Annotated in this window: 11 protein-coding genes; 2 read left to right on the forward strand and 9 right to left on the reverse strand. The window is 58.8% G+C overall.

What is annotated here, in order from left to right; translation table 11 throughout:
- Window positions 1–10: 10 nt before the first annotated feature.
- The 3 genes from JC200_RS05940 to JC200_RS05950 all read right to left on the reverse strand — a co-directional run bounded on the left by JC200_RS05940 (window position 11) and on the right by JC200_RS05950 (window position 3,766).
- Window positions 11–1,528 (reverse strand): carboxypeptidase M32, encoded by a 1,518-nt coding sequence (locus JC200_RS05940; RefSeq protein ID WP_274436476.1) that lies wholly within the window; start codon window positions 1,526–1,528, stop codon window positions 11–13.
- 213 nt (window positions 1,529–1,741) lie between these two features.
- The gene (locus JC200_RS05945) at window positions 1,742–2,854 is read right to left on the reverse strand and encodes a phosphodiester glycosidase family protein (protein WP_274435276.1); all 1,113 of its coding nucleotides are present in this window, start codon (window positions 2,852–2,854) and stop codon (window positions 1,742–1,744) included.
- 42 nt (window positions 2,855–2,896) lie between these two features.
- Window positions 2,897–3,766 carry a sulfurtransferase gene (locus tag JC200_RS05950; protein ID WP_274435277.1) on the reverse strand — a complete coding sequence of 290 codons (870 nt, stop codon included), beginning with the start codon at window positions 3,764–3,766 and terminating at the stop codon, window positions 2,897–2,899.
- 169 nt (window positions 3,767–3,935) lie between these two features.
- On the opposite strand from JC200_RS05950, the gene JC200_RS05955 reads away from it, so the two are divergent.
- On the forward strand, window positions 3,936–4,259 hold the full coding sequence (locus JC200_RS05955; protein ID WP_274435278.1) for a hypothetical protein: 324 nt from the start codon (window positions 3,936–3,938) through the stop codon (window positions 4,257–4,259).
- Between the two features lie 10 nt (window positions 4,260–4,269).
- Here the strand turns inward: JC200_RS05955 and JC200_RS05960 are convergent, their stop codons facing one another.
- On the reverse strand, window positions 4,270–5,373 hold the full coding sequence (locus tag JC200_RS05960) for a hypothetical protein (RefSeq protein ID WP_274435279.1): 1,104 nt from the start codon (window positions 5,371–5,373) through the stop codon (window positions 4,270–4,272).
- Window positions 5,374–5,387: 14 nt separating this feature from the next.
- Between JC200_RS05960 and mnmA the strand changes: the two genes are divergently transcribed.
- Complete coding sequence (gene mnmA, locus JC200_RS05965) at window positions 5,388–6,611, forward strand: tRNA 2-thiouridine(34) synthase MnmA (RefSeq protein WP_274435281.1); 1,224 nt, start codon at window positions 5,388–5,390, stop codon at window positions 6,609–6,611.
- Here mnmA and JC200_RS05970 read toward each other — a convergent pair.
- The 5 genes from JC200_RS05970 to JC200_RS05990 all read right to left on the reverse strand — a co-directional run bounded on the left by JC200_RS05970 (window position 6,574) and on the right by JC200_RS05990 (window position 14,199).
- Window positions 6,574–7,803, reverse strand: a complete 1,230-nt coding sequence (locus JC200_RS05970; RefSeq protein ID WP_274435282.1) for an aminopeptidase — start codon at window positions 7,801–7,803, stop codon at window positions 6,574–6,576. The genes mnmA and JC200_RS05970 overlap by 38 nt on opposite strands.
- Before the next feature lie 1,025 nt (window positions 7,804–8,828).
- On the reverse strand, window positions 8,829–9,431 hold the full coding sequence (locus JC200_RS05975) for an ECF transporter S component (RefSeq protein WP_274435283.1): 603 nt from the start codon (window positions 9,429–9,431) through the stop codon (window positions 8,829–8,831).
- Between the two features lie 168 nt (window positions 9,432–9,599).
- Complete coding sequence (locus JC200_RS05980; RefSeq protein ID WP_274435285.1) at window positions 9,600–10,433, reverse strand: energy-coupling factor transporter transmembrane component T family protein; 834 nt, start codon at window positions 10,431–10,433, stop codon at window positions 9,600–9,602.
- Window positions 10,420–12,360, reverse strand: coding sequence for an energy-coupling factor transporter ATPase (locus JC200_RS05985; RefSeq protein WP_274435286.1), 1,941 nt, complete (start codon window positions 12,358–12,360; stop codon window positions 10,420–10,422). The genes JC200_RS05980 and JC200_RS05985 overlap by 14 nt, the downstream gene beginning before the upstream one ends.
- Window positions 12,361–12,411: 51 nt before the next feature.
- Window positions 12,412–14,199: a M3 family oligoendopeptidase gene (locus JC200_RS05990; protein ID WP_274435287.1), complete on the reverse strand. Its 1,788-nt coding sequence runs from the start codon at window positions 14,197–14,199 to the stop codon at window positions 12,412–12,414.
- Between the last annotated feature and the right edge of the window lie 71 nt (window positions 14,200–14,270).

Below are 14,270 nucleotides of genomic sequence, written 5' to 3' on the forward strand. Positions count from 1 at the left end.
CTGACCTAGCTCACACGCCGTACAGAGCGCCGAATTTTTCGCGCAGGTACGCAACCAAGTACTTGCCGTTCATCGGCTCACCAGTCACCTGTTGTACGATCTCGGCCGGTTTGAGCACCGCCCCATACTGATGAATGTGACCTTTCAGCCAGTCGCGGATGACCCCTAGATTGCCACGGCGCACCTGGTCCATGTAGTCCGGCACTTCCTTTGCCAGCGTATGGCGGAACTGGGCTGCGTAAATGTTGCCCAGTGCATACGACGGGAAGTAACCGAAGTCGCCGCCAGACCAGTGCACGTCTTGGAGAACGCCGTCCGCATCGGTGTCTGGTGTCACGCCGAGGTAGTCGTGCATTTTTTCGCGCCAAATACCTGGCAAGTCCGCTACGCGCAGGTCACCGTTGATGAGACCCTTCTCGATCTCGTACCTAATCATGATGTGCAGGTTATACGTCACCTCATCCGCTTCAATGCGGATAAGCGACGGGCGCACCACATTCACGCCACGGTAGAAGTCTTCCAGCGCGACATCCGCCAACTGGGTCGGGAATATCTCGAGCAGTTTCGGGTAGTGGAACTCCCAGAACTCGCGCGTGCGGCCAATCATGTTCTCCCAAAAACGCGACTGCGACTCGTGAATTCCAAATGACGTCCCGCTGCACAGGCCCGTGCCAATCAGGTCTGGCGAGATGCCTTGTTCGTATAGAGCGTGACCGCCTTCGTGGATCACGCTGAAGATGTTGCTGCGCACATCGTTTGGCAAGTACTTGGTCGTCACACGCACGTCGTAACGGTTGATCGTGGACTCGAACGGGTGCAGCGTCTCATCAAGCCGGCCCGCCGCGAAATCGTACCCCATCGACTCGAGCAGTATGCGGCTGACCTCCCGCTGTTTTGCCACGTCGTAGAACCGTTCAAACGGTGACTCGTCGATGCGTCGTCCGCTGTGTGCGATGGCTTGCACGAGGTCGACTGTGTCCTTGCGCAGTTGACCGAACACTTGGTCTAGCTCAGTGACTGTAACGCCTGGTTCAAATATATCGAGCAGTGTGTCGTACTTGTTCGCCTCGTATCCCCAGTAGTCGATGAACTCCTGTTTCATCGCCACGATTTGTTCTAGGTACGGGCGAAACATCGCAAAGTCGTCTTTGGCGCGCGCTTCCTCCCACACGGACTCGGCTTGCGAAGCGAGCAGGACATACGCGCGGTTGCGCTCCGCCGGAACTTTGCGGCTGCGCTCAAACTCTCTTTTCGCTTCTTCCACCGCGCGCTGCAGAACGCGGTCCAAAGTCGGGTAAACAGCACTGTCCGTCAGTACTGCTAGATACTCACTCATTTGGTCTGACGTGCTCATCCGAAACACTTCGTCAGAAAGCGTCGCAATGGCGTCCGAACGCAGCTCTACCCCAAGCCGCGGTGCACCCGTGCGTAAATCCCAGTACATCAACGACAGTGCTTCCCCGTAGTGCTGCATCTTTTTTACGTGATCGCGAAAGGCGCCCGCGGTTCTTGCAACGGATTCAGACATACTCATCGTATCGCCACTCCTTGTGCTATTCATGCGCCGTCCAGTCGAGACTGATATCAAATGGAGGCGGCTGCTGCGGCGCAATTGGACTGCAAGTTCAGCATACCAAACCCTTCGAGCAATCGCGAGTCAGTCGCTGCGCAAAAAAGAACGACGGCCGAAACAGCCCTCGCTCATAGATTCGTAAATCAGGTGTCTGTGCCGACAGCGCCATTAAGGTGTGTACGCATTCGCAGCAGCGACAGTCGGGAACACCATCCAGGCGTCTGGCAGATGCCGCTGTCCGTTCGGGTCGATCGTCGACGGCGAATTCATGATTTTGCCGTTCGCATACAACACAGTCGATGAACCACCGTCCATCGCACAGGCATTGACCGCTCCGTACTTCAGCATCAAATCCATTACCTGCTTCTGGCTTGCGCCGAGACCTGCACCACCGTGGAAGCGTCCGTTGGTCACAATGAAGATCACGGTCCCATCCTTAGCCTGACCGATGGCCGTCCGCGGGTCGTAACCCCAGCCACCGTCCCCGTAGGTGATTTGCGGCTTGCCGTTGACGACCAGTTCAGGGTGAAACTGCATGGCGTCGCGAACTCCCATTTGTTGCAGTTGAGCAACCGTGTAGTTGCCCATCACCATGTCGCCCTGACTGGTAAATCCGACGACGGGCCAAGTCTCTGCTCCGGGGGTATTTGCGATGACATGGCCGCCGACGTACTCGAGCCCCACTGCATATCCGCCCCAACCGTTGCCATTCGGGTCTTCAAAGCCGCTCGCGTTAATGCCCACCGTTGCGCCGACACGCTTCGCCATATTGGTAATGTACTCGCCCATCGCCCCCTGTACGTTGGCGTGGACGAGCCGCAACTGGCGCGGGTCGTGCACCAGAACGACGTATCCAGTGTAGCCCGGTCCCGAGATGTCCTGTACCTGTACTGGAGGTACGGCTGGCGCTGTGCTCACTTTGTTCGTCGGTGCCTTGGTGTGATGCGTGACACCGGTGTTTACCACGGGCGAATTCAACTGACTGAGCAGCATGGAGTACTCAGCTGATGTGGTGATATATTTCGCCAAGTAATAATGGCGGGTAGAGATGATAGTTTCCGCCGCTAGCATTCGAACTCGAGACCCAAACGGCGTCCCGAAGGCGACTGCGGCTCCGATTCCGATTAAGACTAAAAAAGAACCGACAACACCCGTTGTCCAGCGGGCGAAGCGGCGCCACGCGCGGCGACGACGCTGTGCGCGCTTGAGCTGGCGGGCGGCGCGGCGTCTGGACGAGGTTGTCAGGTCGTCAGATTGGTGCAGATCACGTCCGGGTTGCATGACCGAACCTCCTTCTCGTCCATCCTAACGCGCCGAGCCACCTCACGCACTGGTAGATTTTGTGCCGTGCTCATCCGAACCTGTCGCAACTGGGTGCTCCGCGTAGGAGCACCAGTCACTCCAACTGCCCGCGTACAACTTTGCGTTGTCGTATCCCGCGAGGTGCATTGCGAACAGGTTGGCGCAGGCTGTCACGCCCGAGCCACAGTACATGACGACAGCACTGTCGTGACCGGCAGCGCCGACCACCGGAGCAAAGCGTTCTCGCAACGCATCCGCAGGCAACCAATATCCATCCGGCGTGAGGTTGTCCGACCAGAGCGCGTTTCTCGCCCCCGGAATGTGTCCAGCTACAGGGTCAAGCGGCTCAACGTCGCCGCGAAACCGCTCCGGAGCACGGGCATCGACCAAAAGTGCGTGCTTCTCGCCTTGGACAACTTTCTCCACTTCCCTGGTTTCTACGACTCCACTCGCACGCACGCGCGGCTCAAAAGTACTCGGCCGCGGCTTTGGCACTTCCCGAGAGGTTTCCCCTCCTGCAGCCAACCACGCCGCAAACCCACCATCGAGCACGTATACTCGGTCAAGCCCCACATAACGCAGCAGCCACCACGCGCGGGTAGCCATGCCTCCGCCGTCGTCGTAGACGGCAACTGATGTGTTCGGTCCTACGCCCGCTATGCTCAGTTTCGCAGCAAACAGGTCGACGTCCGGAAGTGGGTGCCGCCCGCCGTGCGCTGCAACCGGTCCAGACAGGTCGTGTGTGAGGTCAAGGTACCAAGCACCAGGAATGTGTGCCTCGAGGTACGCCTCGCGCCCTTGATGAAGGTCTGTCAGCGAGAACCGGCAGTCAAACACCACCCAATCCCCGGATTTCCGCTCATCTTGGAGTTGCTGTGCCGTGACAAGCATCGAACTCGCCTCCTGACGCGACAATACCACAATCCGTGTGATTCCCGGTGAAATTTTGCTAAAGTTCCCTCCACACATGCCCATACAGCCCTGTGCGAACACCGCATAGACTGCAGCAGTCACCGGGAGGAACAAAAGTCCCGGGACCGCACACGGAGGAGGGGACGCGATGCCATGCCCTGAAGTGCAAACCGGGCGGGTAGAGATTCCTGGGGAAGACTACGCTCACATTCAATCATCGGTCGACCGTGGGAAGCACCTCTGGCGCCTGAGCCCAGTCCGCACAGCGCAGGTCGTCGGCAGTCGCAACCTCGGACTCGGCAAGTCTGACAGCTACACGTTCGTAGAACAGTTTAAGGAAGCTGGTTCCGGGTTGCAGCACGCAGTGGTCCGCGTGCGTCACCGGACGTGTTCGTACCTCGTGGAACTGTATCAACCAGAGACACAGGGCCCGCGCGGCATTTGGGTTGCGATGTCGGTCACAGAGGAGTAACAAAGGCGCATCAGCGCATTTTGTCCCACATGGACGGCGGAAGCTTTCCAACCGTCTCCACGAGCAAGTCATACAGGGGCGTCTCGAGCGCGCGTTCAGGGTCGACCCCTGCTTGCGCGGCGATGTCGCGCAGTGTCAGCCCGTCTTTGCGCAGCGTCCGCATCGCCTTCTCCCACTGTTGCAAGTGGGGCCCATGGTAATCGATGAGGACGGTCCACTTTTCCTCGTCGACCTGCAAACAGGCCTGCAACATATCAGAGACCACTTCCACAGTCGCGCCCTGTGCACCCTTTTCGAAGAGGCGCTGACGGAACACTGTTTTGATCAGTGCTTCTTCGGAGAACTCCATAAGAAACGGTGGCATGATGTATCCGACGGGCAGCTTGGCGCGGGCCGCCTGCATCTGCTCGGCACGGTCTTGTTTCGCCAGGCGGATGACGTTGCGGATGCGCTCCAGTTCCTCCTCGTACTCACCCGGATTGCGCGCCTCAACGGGTAGCTCAAACCCCCACGGAACGTTTGCGCGCTGACCACCAGCGATGCGCGTCGGACGTCCCACCGTGTAGGTCACGAGGTGGTCGTAAACCGGTTTGCCGATCCCGATGAACAAAAACAACACTGTCTCGCCCCGGATGGGCTCATACGAGTGTCCGGCCGCGACCATACTGGTCAAAAACCTCTTCGTGTTCGCCATGTCGTTGTACTTACCTAAATACAAACTCGCCTTGAAGGCACTACTGAGGCGAGACTCGTCTGTAGCACGCAGAGCAATGACGCGGCCGTGCTGTGCGACGGTCCAACCTTCCTCCACGTAACAGAGGTTGATGAACTTTTCAATGTTCGCCAAGTGCTCGTCCACAGGGACGAGATCGCTCAAAAACTTCAACCGGGAATTCCCGAGAATCGCTTCACGATCGATTGTAAACACCTGCATCACCGCTCCTTCGACACGAACAGTTCGATATTGCCCGAGAAATCCCCTGCTGCTTCGCACCAATTCGACAGTAGACGAAGCTTCCCCTAGCCACTCGCGTTGACGCAGCGTGTCGCTGTGGTAGAATGGCGGGTACTGGAATCGTGCGGCGCTCGTGGTTGCCGCCACTTTGTACAGCAAGCGAGGCATAGCCCATGCAGAGGGAACCAGCGTTCGAAATCAAGCCACCGCGTTACACACGGGTGGTTGTTGGCATGTCCGGCGGAGTCGACTCTTCTGTAACCGCGCTGTTGCTCAAACAGCAGGGGTACGACGTGATCGGCGTATTTATGAAAAACTGGGATGACACAGACGACAACGGCGTCTGCACAGCCACTGAAGACTTTCAAGACGTGCGTAGGGTCTGCGACACAATCGGCATCCCGTACTACAGCGTCAACTTTGAACGCGAGTACATGGACCGCGTGTTTGCATACTTTCTCGAGGAGTACCGCCGCGGACGGACGCCGAACCCTGACGTCGTGTGCAACCGCGAGATCAAGTTTAAAGAGTTGCTGAATGCCGCGCTCGACCTCGGTGCCGACTACTTGGCGACGGGCCACTATGCGCAGGTGAAGCACGTGGACGGACAGTTTGCGCTCACACGTGCGGTCGACCGCAACAAGGACCAGACCTACTTCCTGTACCAGGTCGGCCAAGAAGCGTTGGCGAAGACCCTGTTTCCGCTCGGCGGGTTAGAAAAGCCGGAAGTGCGCAGGATTGCCGAGGCTGCGGGCCTCGCTACAGCGAAGAAAAAGGACAGCACCGGCATCTGCTTCATCGGAGAGCGAAACTTCCGCTCGTTTCTCAGCAACTACCTCCCTGCTCAGCCGGGACCGATGATGACCCTGGATGGAAAAGTGAAAGGCGAACACCAAGGCTTGATGTACTACACGATTGGGCAGCGTCACGGCATTGGCATCGGTGGCACGCCCGGTCAGCGCTCGAACGCGCCGTGGTTCGTTGCGGACAAGGACGTTGCAGGGAATGCACTGTACATCGTCCAGGGTGAGGACCATCCGGCGCTGTTCGCAGATGGACTTGTCGCGACAGACCTACACTGGGTTGCTGGCCATCCGCCGGCGGCATCGTTCGCGTGCACGGCGAAGTTCCGCTACAGGCAGCCTGACCAGTCTGTGCGGGTCGAGATTGCGCTCGGCACGACGGGTCGCGATGGCGAGTCAGGTGCTGGCGGCAACACAGACGACGTCTGCACGGTCTGGTTCGACCAGCCTCAGCGGGCGATCACGCCTGGCCAGTCCGTCGTGTTTTACGACGGCGATACCTGTCTGGGCGGCGGCGTGATCGATCGGGCCATTGGCTGTGGGAGAACCGCCAGCGTCAGAGAGCCCAGTTCCCTTGTCGGAAGATCGGGATAACACGGCCATCCGGGGTCGTCCCATCGATGTCCATGTCGGCTGAGCCCATCATGAAATCGACGTGGGTCAGACTCTGGTTCGCTCCCTTTGCCTGTAGTTGGTCTGGCGACATCTGTCCTCCGCCTTCGATGCAGACTTCAATGACGTTTCCAATCGCTAGGTGACACGAAGCGTTTTCGTCAAACAGCGTGTTGTAAAAGAGCACTCCCTGCTGCGAAATGGGCGACTCATACGGCACGAGCGCCACTTCCCCGAGAAAGTGCGAACCTTCGTCTGTAGCAATGAGTTGTTCGAGCGCTTCACGCCCGTTCTGCGCCTGAAAGTCGACAATGCGACCATTCTCGAAGGTCAGGCTGAAGTCTTCAATCAGCGTGCCGGCGTAGCTGAGCGGGCGTGTGCTGTGTACGACCCCGTTGACGCCGTCTTTTTTCGGCATGGTGAACACTTCTTCAGTCGGGATGTTCGGTACAAACGAAATGCCTCGGTCGTTTTTGCTTGCGGCCGCGATCCACAGATGGCCCTGCGGCAACTCTACCGTCAGGTCCGTCTGGGTCGAGCGGTAGTGAAGCTCTTGCAGGCGCATGTCGTTTAGTTTTGCAGCTCGCTGGTGGAGCTGTTGAATGTGCTCCGCCCACTGCGCAGCTGGGTCCTCCCCGCTGACGCGCGACGCCTCAAAAATTGCGTCCCACAGGCGCGATATCCGCTCGGCGGCCGGCACTTCCGGGAACACCCTGGCCGCCCACGCGTCAGTCGGCGCGGCGCAGATCAGCCAACTCACTTTCATAGTGGTCGTTGCGCGGTGAAATCGCTGCATTGCCCCATGCGCCACTTTCTGCCAGGTGCCGATGCGCGCACTGTCGATGCCTTTAAGCAAGTCTGGGTCCGAGCCGGACACAAACAGATATGCTCCGCCCTGGTCGATCATTTCGTCAGCCTGCTGAACCCGCCATTTCGGAAACTCCTGAAAGGAGTCCTCGGGAGCGAGTTCAAAGCGCATCCGAGAGAGGATGTCGTCCGCCCACTCCACTTCCACGCGGCGCGCCCCCGCTTCATACGCCTTGCGTGCCACCGCGCGCACTAAATCGGCCGTTTCGAGCGGCGCAGAAATAGACAACGGCTGGTTGGGTTGAATGTTCAGTCCAATCTTAACCACAACCTCCGCATAGCGGTCCAATCTCTGTTCAAATTCCATCCCATCACCCTCCAATTCGACACATCCGCCACGTCACGCAACTGGGCGAAGTCGCCATTCACATCTCACCATTCACATCTCACCATTCACATCTCACCATCCGGCCCATTGTACCGCAAAAAGTCGCGGCGTGATGAACGACGCTGGTGTCGTTACCGCTTGGTGTTTGAGGCTTTGACGCCACCGTGAGTGGAAAAAATGTCGCTGCAGCGCACCAATTCCGCCATTAGCGACATTTTAACCGTTGTCGCGGCGTCGGCAGGGCGAAAGATGAAAGGTTAGCGACGCAGGCGTCGCTGATCGACCAAATTCAAGCACACCAGGTCGCGCTGAGTGTCGAGAAGGTCGCTAATGACCGCCAAACCGAGTCGATAGGTGTCATTTTGACACTTACCTGCGAGGACCCCACGCTGTAGGTGTCATTTTGACACTTACCCGCGAGGACGCCGCGCTGTAGGTGTCATTTTGACACTTACCCGCGAGGACGCCGCGCTGTAGGTGTCATTTTGACACTTACCTGTGAGGACGCCACGCTGTAGGTGTCATTTTGACACTTACCTGCGAGTACGCCGCCCTCTAGGTGTCATTTTGACACTTACCTGTGAGGACGCCGCCCTCTAGGTGTCATTTTGACACTTACCTGCGAGTACGCCGCCCTCTAGGTGTCATTTTGACACCTACAGCAAACAGGTCCCCACGGTAGGTGTCATTTTGACACCTACAGCAAACAGGTCCCCACGGTAGGTGTCATTTTGACACCTACAGCAAACAGGCTGCCGCCGTCATTTTCGACACCTCTCCCGATGGACGCCTGGCTGCGTTCACCCTTCCCCCCCCCCCCGCTTGCACAGGCATGTCCTCCGCGGCCGTGCAGCGCTGCAGCAGACATAAAAAGGCTGCCCGCGAGCATCAGCTCATCGAGACAGCCTGTTCAAACCCTATTTGCGCGCACAGTACGTAATCCCATTCCTGATACCCGTCATCGCACATCAAACGAGCGTGACGACATGACAACGGTTAGATATTTAGGAAATCTTCGACTTAGCCCCGACCCGATGCACGCCATAGTACGCCAGTACTACGACAGCAGTGATGATCGCGGAGACAATCGCCTCCGGAGTCCCATTCACGAGCGCAACTGTGCCGAGCGTACCGGCGCCCACATGGAAACGCACAAACACCATGAAGAGAACCAGGACGGTGTTGGTGACAGACCCTAGAAAGCCCGTGATCGCCAAGTTGACGACCATCGGCACACGCACACGGCGCATGCCCACATAGGCGTAGTACGAAACGATCCCGATAAAAATGCGAGGAAGGATGGAGACGAGCGGGTCCTTAAACCACACTACGCCACCGTGCAAAAACGAGGTGATGCCGAAAATTAGTCCGATGATCCCGCCCACAATCGGACCTTCGATGACACCGCCGACGATAGCCGGCACTTGCATGATGGTGGCACTGCCTGCAGCGGTCGGCACAGGGATGTATCCGAGCCCTGTGACCCCGAGCAGAATGGCGATGGCGGACAATACACCGGCGACAACGATCCGCCTGGTGGTGAGCGCCTTGCCTTCCCCTAAACTCATTTGCAGAGATGCAGCTTCCTGTGGTGCTTGTTGGCCCATTGAACTGTCCCCCTTTAATGGTGGAACGTTACTGCTGGCGCGCAAGCTTTTTATACCACTAGCGCGCGCGCTTGTCGATAGCGACAAGAGACGCTAGGCGACTTCCTCCGTGCGCAGCTGAATTTCAAGCCATCGGCACCCCGCCCAGCCCCCCGCCTGCACCCCTGCCTACAGTCGGCCCGCGAAGACAACGAGAGCGCTCACGGCGAGGGCAATTGCAAGCAGCCACAAGTCGCGGGCGCTGCTCTTGAGCTCGACATAAGACGTGCGCTCTGCTCCTGGCACGTAGCCGCGCGCTTCCATTGCGAACACCAGGTCTTCTGCACGGTGCATCGCGGACAAAAAGAGCGGCAGCAGAATCGGAAACATCGACTTCGTTCGCTGCCAAACTTGCCATGGGCGGGCCGTGCCGAAATCGGCGCCACGCGAGGCCTGCGCCTTCATCAGCTTCTCCGCCTCTTCCGCGAACGTCGGTACAAACCGTAGTGCAATCGTCAGAATCAACGCCGACTCGTGCACCGGAAACCGCACCACGTGAAGCGGCCGAAGCAGTGACTCCACGGCGTGCGACAGGTCCGACAGTGTCGTCGAGAGAGTGAGCACGCTGATGAGAAAGACAATGTCGACAAACCGCACGACCGACAGCACCGCGACAGTCAGACCGCCGGCGGTCACCGTCAACGGCCCCACATGCGCCAGCACTCGACTGTGTCCCGCGCCAGCGTAGAAAAACATTTCCAGCAGAAACAGCACGACGAGAATCCACAGCGCCGGCCGGATGCCGGAGAGCCCGTAGCGCAGCGGGATGCGGGAGACAGCCAGCAGAACGACGCTAAACATCAGCATGATGAGGTTCCCTACTAGCGTTGGTCCAAATGCGCTTGCGAGGACCACGAGCACAAATGTCGCGAGTTTGTAGCGCGCGTCCATGCGATGGATGACCGACCCGGTCGGTAAGTACTGCCCGATAGTGATGCGCCGGCTGAGTTCAGGAATCGGCACCAGACATCGCCTCCTTCCCGCAAGTCACAGCCCTGCACAGTTCTGCGAACGCGTCCGCCCGTGTCAACTGCACTGGCTCAAGTCGCGTCCCAGTCCTCGCCACCGCGCGTAGAAGCGCCACCGTTTCGGGTTCGTCGAGGTGCAGTCCACGCAGTCGGTCAGGGTCCGCAAAGGCTGCGCGGGTCGGTTCGTCGAGCGCGACGCGCCCGTCGGCCATGACCACCATGCGGTCAGCGAGACGCGCAACCTCTTCCATCTGGTGCGTGACAATCACCAGTGTCATGCCGTAGTCGTCGCGCAGCCGAACCAGGTTGGTGAGCAGTTCATCTCTTGCCTTTGGGTCAAGGCCGGCGGTCGGCTCGTCAAGCACCATGACCGACGGCCGTAGCGCAAGGACGCCCGCGATGGCGACTTTCCGCTTCTCGCCGCCGCTGAGCGCCTGAACCGGGCGGTCGCGCCAAGCAAAATCCAGCCCCACCCAATCCATCGCAAAACGCACGCGCTCGCGCACTTCGTCAAGCGAGTAACCGAACTGAAAGGGTCCGTAGGCAATTTCGTCGCCGATCAACGTCTCAAACAACTGGTCTTCCGGGTTTTGAAAGACGAGTCCAACCGTGCGGCGAACGCGTTTGATGTCTGCTTTGGGGTGCGACAGGTCCATCCCGTCCACGACAACCGATCCTGTTTGCGGCATCAGAAGGCCATTCAAGTGTTGAATGAGGGTGGATTTTCCGGACCCGGTTTGGCCGACAATGGCGACAATCTCGCCGCTTGAAATTGCGAGCGACACCGACGACAGCGCCGTCTGCGCCAGCGGAGTGCCTGCCATGTATGTGTGCGACACATCCCGCAGCACGATGACAGGTTTTGCCGTTTCCGGTTTCTGATCCCGGTCGCTGTGCGGGTCCGCCACCCCCGCCTGCTCTGGCAGGCTCACTGGCGGTAGCTGTGGTCGCCACGCTGTCCACGCGTTCGCAAACTCTTCTGTCGACAGCAGGTCTGCCGGCAGTTCTTGTGCTGCCCGTGCTGTCGCAAACGTACGGCGCAATCGCTCGGACAAGTCCGTCGTCAGCGGCACGTCGAGTCCGAGTCGTCGTACCGTTTCTACTTGTGCGAACACATCGCGCGGTGTCCCTGCGAGAACGACTTGGCCACGCTCGAGCACGACAATACGGTCTGCTGACAACGCTTCTTCCATGTGATGCGTGATAGCGACAACGGCCGTGCCGTGCTCGTGCAAGTCGCGCATCAAAGCCATCACCTCGCGCCGACCCTCGACGTCCAACATGCTCGTCGCTTCGTCGAAGATGACACAGTCGGGCTGCATCGCGATCACGCTGGCAATCGCGACTCTCTGCTTCTGCCCGCCGGACAGTTGGTGCGGACGGCGCCGCCGGTGCGTGTCCATGCCAACTCGCTGCAGAGCAGCTGTCACCCGCTCCAGCATGGTGTCGCGCGGCACCCCGTAGTTCTCCAGGCCAAACGCCACTTCTTCCTCTACGACCGTCGCAACCAGTTGGTTGTCCGGGTTCTGAAAGACCATGCCAACTCGCTGCCGAACCTCCCGCAGGTAGCTGCGGTTTGTCGTGATTCGTCCCTGCACCAGCACTTCGCCCGCGAGCGGGCGCATGAGTCCGTTCATCAGCTTCGCCAAAGTCGACTTGCCGCTGCCGTTGCGCCCCAGCACGGCGACAAACTCGCCTCGATGCACGTCAAGAGACACGTGCTGAAGCACGTGTTCGGACGCGGGCGCGGTTTGCTCGGTGCGACTGCCGTCACCGCCTGGGTTGTCGCCAGGTCGGCGCGGGTACGCAAACGAGACATCGCGCACGGAAATCACTGGCAAGTGTGCGACAGCATCACGGTCGCTGGTCACGGCTGAAGGTGCGGCACGCTCCGCAAACTGTGGCGGCAAACTCCGCTCCATCGCCTCGTTCCCCTTCCGAAACCAAGTGTCAGTGCCCGTATTATCTGTGGGTCACTGCGTGATCCGCAAGAACTCCTTGGCGTCTGCGACCGTTACGTCGACGGCGCTCTGCCAGAAGTCCGGCTTGCGAATATCGACACCGAGGTGCTTGTGCACCAAATCCTCAACCGTCATGCGTCCGGTATCCCGCAGCAAGTCGACATAGCGGTCGGCAAAGCCAATTCCCTCTGTCTTCGCCCGAGCGTAAATCCCAGTGCTGAACAAATAACCAAAGGTGTACGGGAAGTTGTAGAAAGGCACACCTGTAGAGTAAAAATGCAGCTTTGATGCCCAAAACGTCGGGTGGTACTCAGACAGCGCATTGTGGTACGCGTCCTTCTGAGCTTGCTCCATGAGCAAGCTAATTTCGTCCTCTGACAATAGACCAGCCCGCCTGCGGTCGTAAAAGCGCGTCTCAAACAAGAACCGCGAATGCAGGTTCATGAACATGTTAACGCTCTGTTGCACTTTGTCGTCGAGCAGGGCGACTCGCTCTGCATCGGTCTCTGCAGCGTTCACAGACGCATCCATGATAATTGTCTCGGCAAAGGTGGACGCCGTCTCCGCGACGTTCATGGCGTAGCCGCGCGCGAACTGCGGCAGGTCGCGCAGCACGTAGCTGTGGTAGGCATGGCCAATTTCATGCCCGAGCGTCGATACATTGTCAGCCGACCCGCCAAACGTCGCGAACACGCGAGACTCTTTCGTCACCGGGAACGATGTGCAGAAAGCGCCTGGACGCTTGCCGGGGCGGTCTTCTGCCTCAATCCAGCGCTGCTCAAAGCAGTGGTTTGCAAACGCCGCCAGGTCCGGGCTGAACTTGCCAAACTGCTCGACGATAAACGCGCGCGCGTCGTCATAACTGTAGGTCCGTGCAGGTCCAGGAATCGGCGCATCCAAGTCGTGCCACGACATTGCGGGCAGACCAAGCAGCTTCGCTTTGCGCGCCAGATACTCGACAAAGGGTGCCTTGTTCTGTTCAACGGTACCCCACATCGCCTCAAGAGTTTCCGCACTCATCCGGTTCATCGCGAGCGGTTCCGCGAGCACTGAATCCCAGCCGCGGTGCTTATAGACTTGCAGACGGTGACCAGAGAGGTGATTGAGGATGTGGCCAAACAAGTCGGCGTGGCTCGACCAAGTCTCTTCCCACCGTTTAAACAGCGGGACACGAACCGCTCGGTCAGGACTTTTCAGCTTGTTGGCCGCCTGTCCCATCGACAGTTCCAACGTTTCGCCGTGTTCTTCAAACGGGATGCTCATGCGCGAGACGACCGTGTAGTACATATCGCCCCACGCTTCGTAGCCATCGACGCTGAGGTCGGAAATCAGGACTTCGGCGTCCGTGGGCAGTTTCTTTTGTGCCGTGGTACGCCGTTCGTCCAGTGTGAACGCAATCGCTTGGAGCCCATCGTGGTGCAACAACGCTTGCCAATCGTTGTCCGAGATTTGCAGTAAAACACCGTCTACCACAGCCAGGACTGCGCGCTGTTGCGCCTGCACCTTCTTAACACGGCCCTCTAGCAGTTTCGCTGCCTTGTCCTTCATGTTCTGAGCGGTCAGACAGCCAACGAAGGAACTCGCCTGAATCATGCGCGCTCGCAAGTTCTGCACACTTCCCCAAAATGCCTCCCACTCGTCAGCGTGGGTAGTGGGTGACAACTTCGCTGCAGCCTCGCCGAGACGAGGAAAGTCCTGTTCGAGCTCATCCAAGAATGTCCGAAATTCAGAGGAGGCACTGCCTCCTGGAAAAATTGACTCGAGGTCCCACTGCGGGTTAAGCGATTGTTGTTCAGCCAACGGTTTCTCAGCTCCTCTAATGCCAAAAGTCACTGTCCAAAGCGTACCACTGTGGCGAATAATTCACCACA

This window comes from Alicyclobacillus sp. ALC3 (genome assembly GCF_028751195.1).
Classification (GTDB): Bacteria; Bacillota; Bacilli; order Alicyclobacillales; family Alicyclobacillaceae; genus Alicyclobacillus_L.